Annotated in this window: 11 protein-coding genes; 5 read left to right on the forward strand and 6 right to left on the reverse strand. The window is 59.6% G+C overall.

The window, feature by feature from the left end; genetic code table 11:
* Nucleotides 1-56: 56 nt before the first annotated feature.
* From HMPREF9538_RS03470 to HMPREF9538_RS03460, 3 genes are read right to left on the reverse strand one after another with little or no spacing between them, the layout of a single operon-like run.
* Nucleotides 57-260, reverse strand: coding sequence for a YpfN family protein (locus tag HMPREF9538_RS03470; protein WP_002913768.1), 204 nt, complete (start codon nucleotides 258-260; stop codon nucleotides 57-59).
* A 26-nt stretch (nucleotides 261-286) separates the two neighbouring features.
* Nucleotides 287-1,414, reverse strand: a complete 1,128-nt coding sequence (gene dapE, locus HMPREF9538_RS03465) for a succinyl-diaminopimelate desuccinylase (RefSeq protein WP_002913766.1) — start codon at nucleotides 1,412-1,414, stop codon at nucleotides 287-289.
* 3 nt (nucleotides 1,415-1,417) lie between these two features.
* A complete protein-coding gene (locus HMPREF9538_RS03460; RefSeq protein WP_002913764.1) occupies nucleotides 1,418-1,771 on the reverse strand; it encodes an ArsC family reductase in 354 nt (117 codons plus the stop codon).
* Nucleotides 1,772-2,136: 365 nt separating this feature from the next.
* Here HMPREF9538_RS03460 and ypfM point away from each other — a divergent pair, with 365 nt between their 5' ends.
* Complete coding sequence (gene ypfM, locus HMPREF9538_RS31875) at nucleotides 2,137-2,196, forward strand: protein YpfM (RefSeq protein ID WP_100181659.1); 60 nt, start codon at nucleotides 2,137-2,139, stop codon at nucleotides 2,194-2,196.
* A 127-nt stretch (nucleotides 2,197-2,323) separates the two neighbouring features.
* On the opposite strand, the gene acrD is transcribed toward ypfM, so the two are convergent.
* The gene (acrD, locus tag HMPREF9538_RS03455; protein WP_004185072.1) at nucleotides 2,324-5,437 is read right to left on the reverse strand and encodes a multidrug efflux RND transporter permease AcrD; all 3,114 of its coding nucleotides are present in this window, start codon (nucleotides 5,435-5,437) and stop codon (nucleotides 2,324-2,326) included.
* A gap of 372 nt (nucleotides 5,438-5,809) precedes the next feature.
* Between acrD and aegA the strand changes: the two genes are divergently transcribed.
* The 3 genes from aegA (at nucleotide 5,810) to HMPREF9538_RS03440 (ending at nucleotide 9,557) form a co-directional block, all read left to right on the forward strand.
* Entirely contained in the window at nucleotides 5,810-7,792 is a 1,983-nt protein-coding gene (aegA, locus tag HMPREF9538_RS03450) for a formate-dependent uric acid utilization protein AegA (protein ID WP_004145639.1), read from the forward strand.
* 58 nt (nucleotides 7,793-7,850) lie between these two features.
* Nucleotides 7,851-8,447 (forward strand): GDP-mannose pyrophosphatase NudK, encoded by a 597-nt coding sequence (nudK, locus tag HMPREF9538_RS03445; RefSeq protein WP_002913754.1) that lies wholly within the window; start codon nucleotides 7,851-7,853, stop codon nucleotides 8,445-8,447.
* Between the two features lie 63 nt (nucleotides 8,448-8,510).
* On the forward strand, nucleotides 8,511-9,557 hold the full coding sequence (locus tag HMPREF9538_RS03440) for a DUF1176 domain-containing protein (protein ID WP_009309515.1): 1,047 nt from the start codon (nucleotides 8,511-8,513) through the stop codon (nucleotides 9,555-9,557).
* On the opposite strand, the gene tkt is transcribed toward HMPREF9538_RS03440, so the two are convergent.
* Together tkt and tal are read right to left on the reverse strand one after the other, a co-directional pair.
* Nucleotides 9,547-11,541 (reverse strand): transketolase, encoded by a 1,995-nt coding sequence (gene tkt, locus HMPREF9538_RS03435; RefSeq protein ID WP_004149269.1) that lies wholly within the window; start codon nucleotides 11,539-11,541, stop codon nucleotides 9,547-9,549. The two genes, HMPREF9538_RS03440 and tkt, sit on opposite strands and share 11 nt — an antisense overlap.
* A gap of 16 nt (nucleotides 11,542-11,557) precedes the next feature.
* Nucleotides 11,558-12,514, reverse strand: coding sequence for a transaldolase (gene tal, locus HMPREF9538_RS03430; RefSeq protein ID WP_002913732.1), 957 nt, complete (start codon nucleotides 12,512-12,514; stop codon nucleotides 11,558-11,560).
* A 294-nt stretch (nucleotides 12,515-12,808) separates the two neighbouring features.
* Here tal and maeB point away from each other — a divergent pair, with 294 nt between their 5' ends.
* Nucleotides 12,809-15,088: an NADP-dependent oxaloacetate-decarboxylating malate dehydrogenase gene (gene maeB / locus HMPREF9538_RS03425; RefSeq protein WP_004185057.1), complete on the forward strand. Its 2,280-nt coding sequence runs from the start codon at nucleotides 12,809-12,811 to the stop codon at nucleotides 15,086-15,088.
* Nucleotides 15,089-15,125: the final 37 nt, after the last annotated feature.

The raw sequence follows: 15,125 nt of genomic DNA on the forward strand, positions 1-15,125 counted from the left end.
GCCGGCGGGGGGGGGGGGGGGCCGGGGGGGCGGGCGGTACCGCGATAAAGGCAAACTTACGGTTTCTTCGACTGGTCGTGCTTCGGCCAGTCGTCGTCGTCGTCCCATTTATCGTTAAAATCACGGTGCGGCGGCAGATCGGGTTTGTTGTTGAGGAATTTTTTGTGGTCAACGCGATTCAGATCTTTAATCACGTTGATAATTACCCCCACCAAAAAGACCAGCACCAGAATCCACCAGTGTTTAATAAGCCATTCCATGCGCGCTTCCTCTTTACGTCAATTCGTCAGGCGACCAGCTGTTCCATGACGCGTTGATACATCCGCGCCAGCAGCTGCAGGTCGGCGGCGTTCACACATTCATTAATTTTGTGAATCGTTGCGTTTACGGGGCCCAGCTCAACCACCTGCGCCCCCATGCGCGCGATAAACCGTCCGTCTGAGGTGCCGCCGTTGGTTAACAGCTGCGGTTTGATCTCATTATAGTGCTCAATCGCGTTGACGACCGCATCCACCAGCTTGCCCCGTCCGGTGAGGAACGGCTGGCCGGAGAGCCACCACTCCACGCTGTAACGCAGCTGGTATTTTTCCAGCAGGGCGATCACCCGGGATTTGATCATCTCGTCCGTCAGCTCCGTACTGAAGCGGAAGTTGAACTGGACGAACATATCGCCGGGGATCACGTTATTGCTGCCGGTGCCGGACTGCACGTTGGCGATCTGCATGCTGGTCGGCGGGAAGAACTCATTGCCTTTATCCCACTCGATATTGACCAGTTCCGCCAGCATCGGCGCCGCGCGGTGGACAGGGTTATCGGCAAGGTGCGGATAGGCGACATGGCCCTGCACGCCGTGAATAGTCAGGTTGCAGGTCAGCGAGCCGCGGCGGCCGTTCTTCACCACATCGCCGACCACTTCGGTACTGGAAGGTTCGCCGACCAGACAATAGTCCAGACGCTCGTTACGCGCCATCAGCGTCTCCACCACTTTGACGGTGCCGTTTTTGGCGCTGGCCTCTTCATCAGAGGTGATCAAAAACGCCAGTCGGCCCCTGTGGTTCGGGTACTGCGCGACAAAACGCTCTGCGGCAACCACCATCGCCGCCAGCGAGCCTTTCATATCCGCCGCTCCGCGGCCAAACAGCATCCCGTCGCGGATGGTCGGTTCGAACGGGGGATTGATCCAGCGGTCGGCGTCGCCTGCCGGGACTACGTCGGTGTGGCCGGCGAAGGCCAGCGTCTCGCCGTGGCCGCGCCAGGCCCAGAAATTCTGCGTATCGCCGAAATCCATCGGTTCAACGGTAAAGCCGATCGCACGCAGGCGTTCAATCATTAACGCCTGGCATCCCGCATCATCGGGGCTAAGGGAAGGGCGGCGAATAAGCTGCTGAGCCAGCTCAATGACCGGGCAAGACATAGACTATACCTCGTTAAACTGCTGATAACTTGCTTCACTAAAACCCAGCAGCATAGGACGACCGGGCGCGCAGAGCAATGGGCGTTTGATAATTGCCGGCATTTCCAGCATCAATGCGGCTGCGGCGTCGGCATTATCGATGCTATTGCGCAGCGACTCGTCGAGTTTGCGCCAGGTGGTGCCACGGGTGTTCAGCAGCGCCTGCCAGCCCAGCTCGGCAATAAAGGTATCCAGTTGCGCGCGCTCAAGGCCATCGGCGCGGTAATCATGGAAGCGATACTCAATCTGATGCGCTTCCAGCCAGCGGCGGGCTTTTTTAATGGTATCGCAGTTTTTAATTCCGTACATGGTGAGCATAGATAAACCTTTTACATTCAATTAAGCGGTTAACTCAGATATTTCCGAATATATAAGTCTTACTGAAATAATACGTGATTCAGATGAATAAATATAACTTTTTACCGGGGATCTCATTCGATATATCGGGTGGTTAAATGTTGGCCACCTGTGGGCATGATGTGAGGGCTTTAACATTATTGCAAAAATGTTGTCTGAGGTTGCTCTACGTCACATTATGTTTACATACGAAGCGGCATAGTAGCGACAACCAGAGGTTTTATCTCTGTCAGCGGTCCATAAGACAATCAGAGCAATAGGGGAGCACAACTTCCCATCGGTAATGAAGTTATATAGAATCGACCATAATAATAAGAGAGGCTATTATGATTGAACATGAACTGGGGAACTGGAAAGACTTTATTGAAGGCATGCTTCGTAAATAAATTTCCGCAATGTGAGCAGGGGTATAACGCGAAATAAATAAGCGCGCTAGGGTTCTGAACACATAAAGAAGGCCACCACCGTGGTCGCCTTTTCTGTTATTACGCCTCGCCGCCGAAGCTCGTCGGTTTATTGCGGACGCTCCTTTAGCGGAAAACGGCGACGCACCAGCACAAAGAACAGCGGCACGAAAAAGATCGCCAGCACGGTGGCGGAGATCATCCCGCCCATCACTCCGGTGCCGACCGCATGCTGGCTGCCGGAACCGGCGCCGGTGCTGGTCGCCATCGGCAGCACGCCGAAGATGAACGCCAGCGAGGTCATCAGGATGGGGCGCAGGCGCTGACGGCAAGCCGACAGCGTGGCGCTGAGCAGATCCTGGCCCTTCTCGTTGAGCTCATTGGCGAACTCGACGATCAGAATGGCGTTTTTCGCCGACAGGCCGATCACTGTCAACAGACCCACCTGGAAGTACACGTCATTCTCCAGCCCGCGCATCCAGGTCGCCAGCAGGGCGCCAATCACCCCCAGCGGCACCACCAGCATCACCGAGAACGGCACTGACCAACTCTCGTACAGCGCCGCCAGGCACAGGAACACCACCAGCAGAGAAATCGCGTACAGGGCCGGCGCCTGAGCGCCAGAGAGGCGTTCCTGGTAGGACATGGCGGTCCATTCGAGGCCAAAGCCTGTGGGTAACTGCGCGGCCAGCTTCTCCATCATGTCCATCGCGGTACCGGTACTGATACCCGGCGCCGCCTCACCGACGATCTCCACCGCTGAGTAGCCATTGTAGCGCTCCAGCCGCGGCGAGCCGGTCTCCCAGCGCGAGGTGGCGAAGGCCGAGAATGGCACCATCGTACCGCTGCTGTTGCGCACGTACCAAAGATTGATATCGTCAGGCAGCATCCGGTATTTCGCCGCCGCCTGGACGTAGACTTTCTTTACCCGGCCGCGATCCATAAAGTCGTTGACGTAGCTCGACCCCCACGCGGTTTGCAGCGTATCGTTGATGTCGTCAATGGAGACGCCCAGCGCCTGCGCTTTACGCTGATCGATATCGACCTGCAGCTGCGGACTGTCATCGAGCCCGTTATGCCGAACGCGGGTCAACAGCGGATTTTTCCCGGCCAGCTCAAGCAGCGTATCGCGCGCCGCCATCAGCGCATCGTGCCCCTTCCCGGCATGATCCTCCAGCTCCATATCGAAGCCTGCCGAACTGCCGAGGCCGCTGATCGCCGGCGGGCTGCTGGCGATAACCCGCGCTTCGTTAATCTGATTAAACGCTTTGGTGGCGCGTTCAATAATGGCAAAGGAGGTGCCGGTTTGCGGGTCGCGCTGGTCCCAGTCTTTGAGACGAACGAACATGCGGGCCACGTTCTGCCCATTGCCGCCGGGGCCGGAGCCAACGGTAGCGAACACCGACTCGACGTTCTGCTTCTCGTTATTGAGAAAGTAATCTTCCGCCTTCTGCACCACCTTCAGCGTCTGCTGCTGGGTGCTGCCGCTCGGCAACTGGACCGAGGTGGTGAACATCCCGCGATCCTCCAGCGGCAGGAACGAGGTCGGCAAATGCAGAAACAGGAACACCATCCCGCCGAGCAGGACGACGTAGATCAGCATCCAGCGCAGCGAGCGGTGCAGGATTTTGCCGACGAAGGTTTCGTAGCGGCTGGCGCTGCGGTTGAAGGTGCGGTTGAACCAGCCGAAGAAGCCTTTTCTTTCATGGGATTCACCTGGCTTAACCGGCTTAAGCAGCGTGGCGCAAAGGGCAGGGGTGAGGATCATGGCCACCAGCACCGAGAGGACCATCGCCGCGACGATAGTGATTGAGAACTGGCGATAGATGGCGCCGGTGGTGCCGCCGAAGAAGGCCATCGGCACAAATACCGCCGACAGCACCATCGCGATCCCTACCAGCGCGCCCTGAATTTGTCCCATCGATTTGCGGGTCGCCTCGCGTGGCGACAGGCCCTCCTCGCTCATGATGCGCTCGACGTTCTCCACCACCACGATGGCGTCATCCACCAGCAGGCCGATCGCCAACACCATCGCGAACATCGTCAGGGTGTTGATGCTGTAGCCACAGGCATACAGCACCGCGAAAGTGCCCATCAGCACCACCGGCACGGCGATGGTCGGGATCAGGGTGGCGCGGAAGTTCTGCAGGAACAGATACATCACGAGGAAGACCAGCAGGATCGCCTCCAGCAGGGTTTTCACCACGTCGGTGATGGAAGCCTTCACGAAGGAGGTGGTCTCGTAGGCGACCTTATATTCCAGACCGTGGGGGAAAAACTGCGCCAGCTCATTGAGGCGATTGATCACGCGCTCCGCGGTGGCCATTTCGTTGGCGCCGGAAGCCAGCTTGATCCCGAGGCCTGAGGCCGGCTGGCGGTTGTAGCGGCTAAGATAGTCGTACTTCTCCGCCCCCATCTCGACGGTGGCGACATCGCCCAGCGTCACCTCTGAACCATCCTGATTGACGCGCAGAGTGATATTGCGGAACTGCTCCGGGGTTTGCAGCAGAGATTGCGAGTTGATGGTGGCGTTCAGCGCTTGCTTATCGACCGAAGGCGTCCCGCCAAGCTGGCCGACGGCAATCTGGGCGTTCTGCGAACTGATGGCGTCGGTAACATCCTTGGTGGTCATCTGGTAGCTGTTGAGCTTCGCCGGGTCGAGCCAGATGCGCATTGAGTATTGCGAACCGTAGGCGTCGATATCCCCCACGCCGTTGACGCGGCTGAGCGGGTCCTGGATGTTACTGGCGACGTAGTCGGCGATATCTTGTTTATCCATACTGCCGTCAGTGGAGACGAAGGCGAGCGTCAGGATATTGGTATCACCGGTCTTGCGTACCGTCACCCCCTGGTTTTGCACCGCCTGCGGCAGCTTACGCATCGCCGACTGTAGCTGGTTCTGAACCTGCTGCACGGCTTCATCCGGGTCGGTACCGGCGGTAAAGCTGAGGGTGATCGTCGCCTGGCCGGTGGCGCTGCTCTGGGAGGACATATACATCAGGTTATCGAGGCCGGTCATATTCTGTTCGATAACCTGAGTGACGGTATTCTCCAGGGTTTGCGCGGAAGCGCCGGGATAGTTGGCGGTGATCCGCACATTCGGCGGGGCGAGGTCGGGATACTGTTCAACCGGCAGCGACAAAATGGCAAGGGTGCCCGTCAGGCATAACAGGATTGCCAGCACCCATGCAAAAATGGGGCGATCGATAAAGAAATTCGCCATCAGAATAAAAACCTCATATGCACATTTTCTTGTTATTGCACAGCCTGTGCCACTTTAGCGCCAGCCTCTCCGGCAATCGTGGAGAAATTAAGGAGATAGTGTAATTTATCATGTTGCTTTTGCCGTATCGTAAAGAAACCTCGAGCTTTCCTGCCAGCAGGTAGCGAGTCTGCTTCGTCACCGCAGACCGGCGCATTATCCCTTGCCGGTGTGAAACCTCATTTCATTTAAGTCAAAAAAATTGATCCAAAACGGATTCTCTCCAGAAAAAGTTTATCCTGGGCAATTGGACATTGTTCCGGCGTCATCTTGTCGGGTAATAAATAGGCATGCGCATTGAGGGGTTATTCACCAAGAAGACAAAAGGAAGCCATGAACCACTTTATTTTGAGCGATAGCCGAAAGTGCATCGGCTGCCAGGCCTGCGAAGTGGCCTGCGTGATGGCGCATAACGAGGAGCAACACGTGCTGACCCCGCAGCGCTTTTTGCCACGTATCACCGTGATCAAAGCGGAGGGCCAGCGTAACGCCATCACCTGCCGCCACTGCGAGGACGCCCCCTGCGTCCGCAGTTGTCCCAACGACGCCATCGCCCAGTCCGGCGACAGCGTTCAGGTCCGTCAGGAGAAATGCATTGGCTGTAAATCCTGCATGGTGGCCTGCCCGTTCGGGGTGATGCAGGTGGTGGTGACGCCGCAGGCCGCAGGCCTGGTGAAAGCCAGCGCGCACAAGTGCGATCTATGCCAGGGCCGCGAGGCGGGGCCGGCCTGTGTGGAAAACTGTCCCGCGCAGGCGCTGACCCTCGCCGACGATGAGACGTTGATCACCCTGGCGAAGCAGCGGCGACTGCGCTCGGCATGCCAGGAGGTGCAGCCGTGGCAGCGCGCTACGCCGCTCTGCAGCCAGCCCAATGCTGGCGCGAAGGTCAGGCAAATGGCGATGACGCCCCCGCGCGGGGAGCCGGATAAGCTGGCGGCGGAGGTGCGAAAGAGCCACTTTGAGGAGATCTATCAGCCGTTCACCCCGCAGCAGGCGCAGCAGCAGGCCGCCCGCTGTCTCACGTGTGGGGAGCACAGTATTTGCGAATGGACCTGCCCGCTGCATAACCATATCCCGCAGTGGATCGAGCTGGTTAAAGCGGGGAATATCGCCGCCGCGGTCGCGCTTTCCCATCAGACCAACTGCCTGCCGGAGATCACCGGCCGCGTCTGTCCCCAGGACCGGCTGTGTGAAGGCGCCTGCACCCTGCGCGATGAAAGCGGGGCAGTCACCATCGGCAATATTGAGCGCTATATTTCCGACCAGGCGCTGGCCAGCGGCTGGCGTCCGGACCTTTCGCAGGTTAAGCCGAGCGGCAAGCGGGTGGCGATTATCGGCGCCGGGCCTGCCGGGCTGGCCTGCGCCGATATGCTGGTGCGCCACGGCGTCCAGCCGGTGGTCTTCGACCGTCATCCGGAGATTGGCGGTCTGCTGACCTTCGGCATTCCGGCGTTCAAGCTGGATAAATCGCTATTGGCCCGGCGGCGGGCGATCTTCAGCGAGATGGGTATCCGCTTTGAGCTCAATTGCGAGGTGGGGAAAGATATCTCCATGGCGACACTGCTGGCCGATTATGACGCAGTGTTCGTCGGCGCCGGAACCTATCGCTCCATGAAGGCGGGGCTGCCGAACGAAGAGGCCCCCGGGGTCTACGATGCGCTGCCGTTCCTCATCGCCAACACCAAACAGGTGATGGGGCTGGCGGCATCGGCGCAAGAGCCTTATGTCAACACCGCCGGGCTGAACGTGGTGGTGCTGGGCGGCGGCGATACGGCGATGGACTGCGTGCGCACCGCGCTGCGCCACGGCGCCCGCCAGGTGACCTGCGCCTATCGGCGAGATGAAGCCAACATGCCGGGCTCGAAAAAAGAGGTCAAAAACGCCCGCGAAGAGGGGGCGCTCTTTGAGTTTAACGTCCAGCCGGTGACGCTTGAGCTGGACGAGAACGGGCGGGTTAACGGGGTACGCTTTTTGCGCACCGAGCTGGGCGCTCCGGACGCCGGGGGAAGACGCCGTCCGACGCCGATCCCCGGCAGCGAGTTTGTTATGCCGGCAGATGCGGTGATCATGGCCTTTGGCTTCCACCCGCACCGCATGCCCTGGCTGGAAGCGGCGGGGGTGGCGCTGGACAGTCAGGGGCGTATTAAAGCCGGAGTGGAGAGCCGTTACCGTTATCAGACCAGTCAGGAGAAGATCTTTGCCGGCGGCGATGCCGTGCGCGGCGCAGACCTTGTAGTGACGGCGATGGCGGAAGGCCGTCACGCGGCGCAGGGGATCCTGGACTATCTGGCGCGGAAAACGACGCCGCTTCACTGACGACAAACCCGGCTCCGCAGCGTAGTATGAGGGCGTCCTTTTACGCTGTGGGGTCGGTATGTCACTCAATATTCACGTCATTAAAGATAAAATCCTCTCTGAGAACTGGTTCGTACTACGCAACATGACCTATGAGCTGACGCGGGCGGACGGCAGCGTCGTGCGCCACAAGCGCGAGGTCTACGATCGCGGCAATGGCGCCACCGTGCTGCTGTATAACCGCCATAAGCAGACGGTGGTCCTGGTGCGTCAGTTCCGTGTCGCCACCTGGGTCAATGGCAATCATGACGGCATGCTGATTGAAACCTGCGCCGGGCTGCTGGACAACGACGAGCCGGAAGCCTGCATTCGTAAAGAGGCGGTGGAAGAGACCGGCTACGAAGTGGGCGAGGTGAGAAAGCTGTTTGAGCTGTTTATGTCGCCAGGGGGCGTCACCGAGGTAGTGCATTTCTTTATCGCCGAGTACAGCGACGCGCAGCGAACCACCAGCGGCGGCGGGGTGGATGATGAAGCCATCGAGGTGCTGGAGCTGCCTTTTAGCCAGGCGCTGCAGATGGTCGCTGACGGGGAGATCCGCGACGGTAAGGCGGTCATTCTGCTGCAATATCTGCAAACCTCCGGCCTGATGTCGGGGAACTCTGACAAATCCGATTGAGTAACCCGCTGCCGTTGTCCAGGATAGGCGCCGTGGTCGGGTTTATCTGGGGTCGGGCGGTTCATGCTTTTTCGCGTCATCTTTTTCCTTTTTATGGCGGTGCTGCCTTGCTCGCAGGCATGGTCGGCACCGACGCAGCAGCGCTTCAACGACTGGCTGGTCACCTGTAACAACCAAAATTTCTGCGTCACCCGTAACGTGGGGCTGCATCATGGCCTGGTGATGACCCTCAGCCGCAGCGCTGGGGCAGTCACTGACGCCAGTCTGCGTATCGAGCTGGGCGGCACCGGCAATCCAGTGGCGACGCTCGCGCCGATAGCGCCGCGCCTGCTGCTGGATGGTAAACCGCTGTCCCTGACCGACAAGCGCTGGCACATTGAAGATAAGCTCATTAAAACCGCCGACAGCGTGACGATCGATGCGTTTCTCCAGCAGGTTCAGGAGGGTAAAGCGCTCTCGCTGGCCAATGGCCTGCAGACCATCTCCCTGCAGGGGTTGAAAGCGGCTCTGTTTTTTATCGACGATCGGCAAAAGCGGGTAGGTAGCGAAACGGCCTGGGTCGGCAAAGGGGAAGAGCCGCCGCTCAGCGTACCGCCGGCGCCGGCGCTGCGCGCGGTGGCGAGCGCGGAAACGGCGCAGTCGCCGCTGGGGCGTGAGGAGCTCAACGATCTGATGGACTACGGTAATGAGCGGATGACCAACAGCCACTGCTCCCTCGATCCCTTCCGCCGTGAAATTCGCGTTACTGCGCTGACGGATGACAAAGTGCTGCTGATGACCAGCTGCGAATCCGGCGCCTACAACACCGTCTGGCTGGCCTGGCTGGTCTCCCGCCAGCGCCCCTATGTCGCCCGTCAGGTGCGGCTAACGTTGCCATTCCAGCCGCCGGGCGAGGCGCCGCGTGAGATTGAGCTGATCAACGCCAGCTATGATGACCGCCGCCATGAGCTGGTGACCCTGGATAAAGGCCGCGGGGCCGGCGATTGCGGGATCCAAACCCGCTGGCGTTTTGACGGCCAGCGGTTCAGCCTCTCCCGCTACGCGCAGCAGCCGACGTGCGACAACTGGCAGGGGCCAGATGCCTGGCCCACGCTGTGGATCACCCGTTAAGCACCTGTTCGGCGGTGGCGACGATATGGTCGACCGTAAAGCCAAAGAACGGGAACAACTGCTCTGCCGGGGCGGATTCGCCATAGCCGGTCATGCCGACGATCTTGCCTTTTAAGCCGACATATTTATACCAGTAGTCCGCTATCCCGGCTTCGACCGCCACCCGGGCGCTGACGTCCGACGGCAGCACCGATTCGCGCCAGGCCTCATCCTGGGCGTCAAACACATCAGTGGAAGGGAGCGAGACGACCCGCACATTTACCCCTTTGGCCAACAGTTTTTCCGCGGCCAGGACGGTGATCTCCACTTCCGAGCCGGTGGCGATGAGGATCAGGTCGGGTTTTCCGCCGGCATCCTTAAGCACGTAGCCACCCCGGGCGATATCCTGCACCTGTTCCGGGGTACGCGGCATCTGCGCCAGGTTTTGTCGCGACAGGATCAGCGCCGTCGGCCCGCCCTGTCGCGCGATAGCCGCCTGCCAGGCGACGGCGGTCTCCACCTGGTCGCAGGGGCGCCAGGTGCTGAAGTTGGGCGTCAGCCGCAGACTGGCCAGCTGTTCCACCGCCTGGTGCGTCGGCCCGTCTTCCCCAAGACCGATCGAGTCATGGGTATAGACCATGATCTGCCGGGCCTTCATCAGGGCCGCCATGCGCGCGGCGTTGCGGGCGTACTCCACAAACATCAGGAAGGTCGAGGTATACGGAATAAAGCCCCCGTGCAGGGCAATGCCGTTGGCCACCGCGGTCATGCCAAACTCGCGCACCCCGTAGTGGATATAATTGCCCGCAGGATCTTCTTTAATCGATGTCGATCCAGACCAGATGGTCAGGTTACTCGGCGCAAGATCCGCAGAACCGCCCAGCAGTTCCGGAAGGTGCGGGCCGTAGGCGTTCAGCGCGTTTTGCGAAGCCTTGCGACTGGCGATTTTCGCCGGCTCGGCCTGCAGTTTCGCCACGTAGTCGCGGGCGGTCGCGGCAAAGTCTTCCGGCAGGGCGCCATTCATACGTCGGGTCAGCTCAGCGGCCAGCTCCGGGAACTGCTGCTGGTAGGCGGCGAATTTCTCGTTCCAGGCGTGCTCCGCTTTTTCCCCGCGCGGACGCGCATCCCAGCCCGCGTAGATCTCTTTCGGGATCTCGAACGGAGGATATTTCCAGCCAAGCTGCTGGCGGGCTAGCGCTACCTCTTTTTCGCCAAGCGCCGCCCCGTGAGACTCCTCTGAGCCGGCTTTGTTGGGCGAACCGAAGCCGATGATGGTCCGGCAGATAATCAGTGACGGTTTATCTTTCACCGCCTGCGCTTCCGTTATCGCCTGTTTGATAGCCTGCGGATCGTGGCCGTCGATATCGCCTATGACGTGCCAGTGATAGGCGCGGAAGCGTTCCGCCGTATCATCGGAAAACCAGCCTTCGGTTTTGCCGTCGATGGAGATGCCGTTGTGATCGTAAAAACCGATCAGCTTGCCCAGTCCGAGCGTGCCGGCCAGCGAACAGGCCTCATGGGAGATCCCCTCCATCAAACAGCCATCGCCCATGAACACCCAGGTGTGATGGTCAATGATCTCATGGCCGGGGCGATTAAACTGCGCCGCCAGCGTCCGTTCGGCGATGGCCATCCCGACGGCGTTCGCCAGCCCCTGGCCCAGCGGGCCGGTGGTGGTTTCCACCCCAGGGGTATAGCCATGCTCCGGGTGGCCGGGCGTTTTAGAGTGCAGCTGACGGAACTGCTTCAGTTCAGACAGCGGCAGATCGTAGCCGGTCAGGTGCAGCAGACTGTAGAGCAGCATCGACGCGTGGCCGTTGGACAAGATGAAACGGTCGCGGTCCACCCAGTCAGGGTTCTGCGGATTGTGCTTGAGAAAATCGTTCCACAGCACTTCGGCAATATCAGCCATCCCCATCGGCGCACCGGGATGGCCGGAGTTGGCTTTCTGCACGGCGTCCATACTCAGGGCGCGGATGGCGTTGGCAAGCTCTCTTCGGGACATATTTTTCTCCGTGAGACTAAAGTGACAGTTTGGCGGCAAGCAGATCTTCCAGTTTGCGCTGATCGACGGCGAACAGGCGGATCCCCTCCGCTAGCTTTTCGACCGCCATCGGATCCTGATTATGTTCCCAGCGGAACTCCGCTTCACTGAGCGGCACCGGACGCGGCAGGATCTGGCTGGCAGGGATCAGTTTGCGCACCACCGGGGTATCGCTGGCCTGCAGCTCTTTTAATAAAGGCGGGGCGATGGTCAACCGGTCGCAACCGACCAGCGCCAGGATCTGCTCGGTGCGGCGGAAGCTGGCGCCCATCACGATGGTGTTGTATTTATGCTGTTTGAAATAGTCATAGATATTGCGCACCGATTTCACCCCCGGATCTTCCTCCACCACGTATGGCTCCAGCGGTTTGCGCGCCTGATACCAGTCATAAATACGCCCAACGAACGGGGAGATGAGATAAACCCCGGCCTCGGCGCAGGCCCGGGCCTGGGCGAAGGAAAACAGCAGCGTCAGGTTGCAGTGGATCCCCTCTTTCTCCAGCACCTCCGCGGCGCGGATCCCCTCCCAGGTGGATGCCAGCTTGATCAGGATCCGCGACTTATCAATGCCCATCTCCTGATACAGCGCCACCAGATGGCGAGCCTTCTCGATACTTTTCTCGCGGTTGAAGGAGAGCCGGGCGTCCACCTCGGTGGAGACCCGTCCGGGAATGCTTTTGAGGATCTCCGCGCCAAAATTGACCGCCAGCTTATCGCAGGCGTGAGTCACCTGCGCTTCGCGGCCGCCACCCTGTTTTTTGGCCCAGGCGATAGCGTCGTCGATGAGGCCGCTATAGGACGCCAGGCCGGCGGCCTTCAGCAGCAGAGAGGGGTTGGTGGTGGCGTCTTCCGGATGGTAGTGGCGGATGGATTCGATGTCTCCGCTGTCGGCGACCACCGTGGTGAACTGCTTGATGCTGTCTAACTGATTCATGGATAAGTCCTCCTGGAACAAGGTGTTACATGAGTGCTTGCCGGTATACGGTATAAACATTGATGAGGTACATAACCAAAAAGCATAGCAGACAGGGCTATTATTGGCGGCGAATCCGGGTAACATAACCGCTATAAATTGATAACAACAAAATCATAACGATGGCCAGAGTTTGGCGGTGTTCAAAGTTTATCGCCCCGCCAGGAGGGATACTGTCTGCCACTGAAAGGTGAACGACAGGATGGTCATCACGCTTTTCCCCTACGAACGATACGTGAAAGAAAGGAATAGAAAATGGATGAGCAGTTAAAACAGAGCGCCCTCGACTTCCACGAATTTCCGGTTCCCGGAAAAATCCAGGTCTCGCCGACCAAACCTCTCGCCACCCAGCGCGATCTGGCGCTGGCCTACTCGCCGGGCGTCGCAGCCCCCTGCCTGGAAATCGAAAAAGATCCGCTGGCCGCCTACAAATACACTGCCCGCGGCAACCTGGTGGCGGTCGTCTCCAACGGCACCGCGGTGCTGGGGCTCGGCAACATCGGCGCGCTGGCCGGTAAGCCGGTAATGGAGGGCAAAGGCGTCCTGTTTAAGAAATTTGCCGGTATCGATGTGTTTGATATCGAAGTCGATGAGCTGGATCCGGACAAATTCATTAACGTCGTCGCCGCCCTCGAACCAACCTTCGGCGGTATCAACCTGGAAGATATTAAAGCGCCGGAGTGTTTCTACATCGAGCAGCAGCTGCGCGAGCGGATGAATATCCCGGTCTTCCATGACGATCAGCACGGCACGGCGATCATCAGCACCGCGGCGATCCTCAACGGTCTGCGCGTCGTCGAGAAGAATCTGTCCGACGTGCGGATGGTGGTCTCCGGCGCGGGCGCGGCGGCGATCGCCTGTATGAATCTGCTGGTGGCGCTGGGGATGCAAAAGCACAACATCGTGGTCTGCGATTCGAAAGGCGTTATCTATAAAGACCGTGAGCCGAACATGGCGGAAACCAAAGCGGCCTATGCGGTGGAAGACGATGGCAAACGCACCCTCGATGACGTGATCGACGGCGCCGACATTTTCCTCGGCTGCTCTGGCCCGAAAGTGCTGACTCAGGAGATGGTGAAGAAGATGGCGCGGGCGCCGCTGATCCTCGCCCTGGCCAACCCGGAGCCGGAAATTCTGCCGCCGCTGGCGAAGCAGGTCCGCGATGACGCCATCATCTGTACCGGCCGCTCCGACTACCCTAACCAGGTCAACAACGTACTTTGCTTCCCGTTCATCTTCCGCGGCGCGCTGGACGTCGGCGCGACGGCGATCAACGAAGAGATGAAGCTGGCGGCGGTGCATGCAATTGCCGAGCTGGCCCATGCCGAGCAGAGCGAAGTGGTGGCCTCCGCCTACGGCGATCAGGATTTAAGCTTTGGTCCGGACTACATCATTCCGAAACCGTTCGACCCGCGGCTGATCGTCAAGATAGCCCCTGCGGTGGCGAAGGCGGCGATGGATTCCGGCGTGGCGACGCGCCCGATCGCTGATTTTGACGCCTATATCGAGAAACTGAGCGAGTTCGTCTATAAAACCAACCTGTTTATGAAGCCTATCTTCTCTCAGGCGCGCAAAGAGCCGAAGCGCGTGGTGCTGGCGGAAGGGGAGGAGACTCGGGTGCTGCACGCCACCCAGGAGCTGGTGTCTCTGGGACTGGCCAAACCGATTCTGGTGGGGCGCCCGAGCGTGATTGAAATGCGCATCCAGAAGCTGGGCCTGCAGATCAAGGCCGGCGTTGACTTTGAGATCGTCAATAATGAATCCGACCCGCGGTTTAAAGAGTACTGGAGCGAGTACTACCAGCTGATGAAGCGCCGCGGCATTACCCAGGAGCAGGCGCAGCGGGCGGTGATTAGCAACACCACGGTGATTGGCGCCATCATGGTTCATCGCGGTGAAGCGGATGCGATGATCTGCGGGACTATTGGCGAGTACCACGATCACTACCGCGTGGTGCAGCCGCTGTTTGGCTATCGCGACGGCGTCAGCACCGCCGGGGCGATGAATGCGCTGCTGCTGCCGAGCGGCAACACCTTTATCGCCGATACCTATGTCAATCACGATCCGTCGCCGGAAGAGCTGGCGGAGATCACCCTGATGGCGGCGGAAAGCGTGCGTCGCTTCGGTATTGAGCCGCGGGTGGCATTGCTGTCGCACTCCAACTTTGGTTCCGCCGACTGCCCGTCAGCCAGCAAGATGCGCAAAACCCTTGAACTGGTGAAGGCCCGCGCCCCGGAGCTGATGATCGATGGCGAAATGCATGGCGACGCCGCGCTGGTGGAAAGCATCCGCAACGATCGCATGCCGGACAGCCCGCTGAAGGGGGCGGCCAATATTCTGGTGATGCCGAATATGGAAGCCGCCCGGATCAGCTATAACCTGCTGCGCGTCTCCAGTTCGGAAGGGGTGACCGTCGGGCCGGTGCTGATGGGGGTGGCGAAGCCGGTGCATATCCTGACGCCGATCGCCTCCGTACGTCGGATCGTTAATATGGTGGCGCTGGCGGTTGTTGAAGCGCAAACCGAACCGCTGTAATTTTCTATTTCCCCCGTTAACGCGCGGGTCCGTTTCC

The organism is Klebsiella sp. MS 92-3, assembly GCF_000195655.1.
GTDB lineage: Bacteria > Pseudomonadota > Gammaproteobacteria > Enterobacterales > Enterobacteriaceae > Klebsiella > Klebsiella pneumoniae.

Excerpts from the sequence above, each read along its gene's own strand:
- HMPREF9538_RS03470 (WP_002913768.1), bottom strand. The coding sequence starts at position 260 with ATGGAATGGCTTATTAAACACTGGTGGATTCTGGTGCTGGTCTTTTTG.
- dapE (WP_002913766.1), bottom strand. The coding sequence starts at position 1,414 with ATGTCTTGCCCGGTCATTGAGCTGGCTCAGCAGCTTATTCGCCGCCCT.
- HMPREF9538_RS03460 (WP_002913764.1), bottom strand. The coding sequence starts at position 1,771 with ATGCTCACCATGTACGGAATTAAAAACTGCGATACCATTAAAAAAGCC.
- acrD (WP_004185072.1), bottom strand. The coding sequence starts at position 5,437 with ATGGCGAATTTCTTTATCGATCGCCCCATTTTTGCATGGGTGCTGGCA.
- aegA (WP_004145639.1), top strand. The coding sequence starts at position 5,810 with ATGAACCACTTTATTTTGAGCGATAGCCGAAAGTGCATCGGCTGCCAG.
- nudK (WP_002913754.1), top strand. The coding sequence starts at position 7,851 with ATGTCACTCAATATTCACGTCATTAAAGATAAAATCCTCTCTGAGAAC.
- HMPREF9538_RS03440 (WP_009309515.1), top strand. The coding sequence starts at position 8,511 with ATGCTTTTTCGCGTCATCTTTTTCCTTTTTATGGCGGTGCTGCCTTGC.
- tkt (WP_004149269.1), bottom strand. The coding sequence starts at position 11,541 with ATGTCCCGAAGAGAGCTTGCCAACGCCATCCGCGCCCTGAGTATGGAC.
- tal (WP_002913732.1), bottom strand. The coding sequence starts at position 12,514 with ATGAATCAGTTAGACAGCATCAAGCAGTTCACCACGGTGGTCGCCGAC.
- maeB (WP_004185057.1), top strand. The coding sequence starts at position 12,809 with ATGGATGAGCAGTTAAAACAGAGCGCCCTCGACTTCCACGAATTTCCG.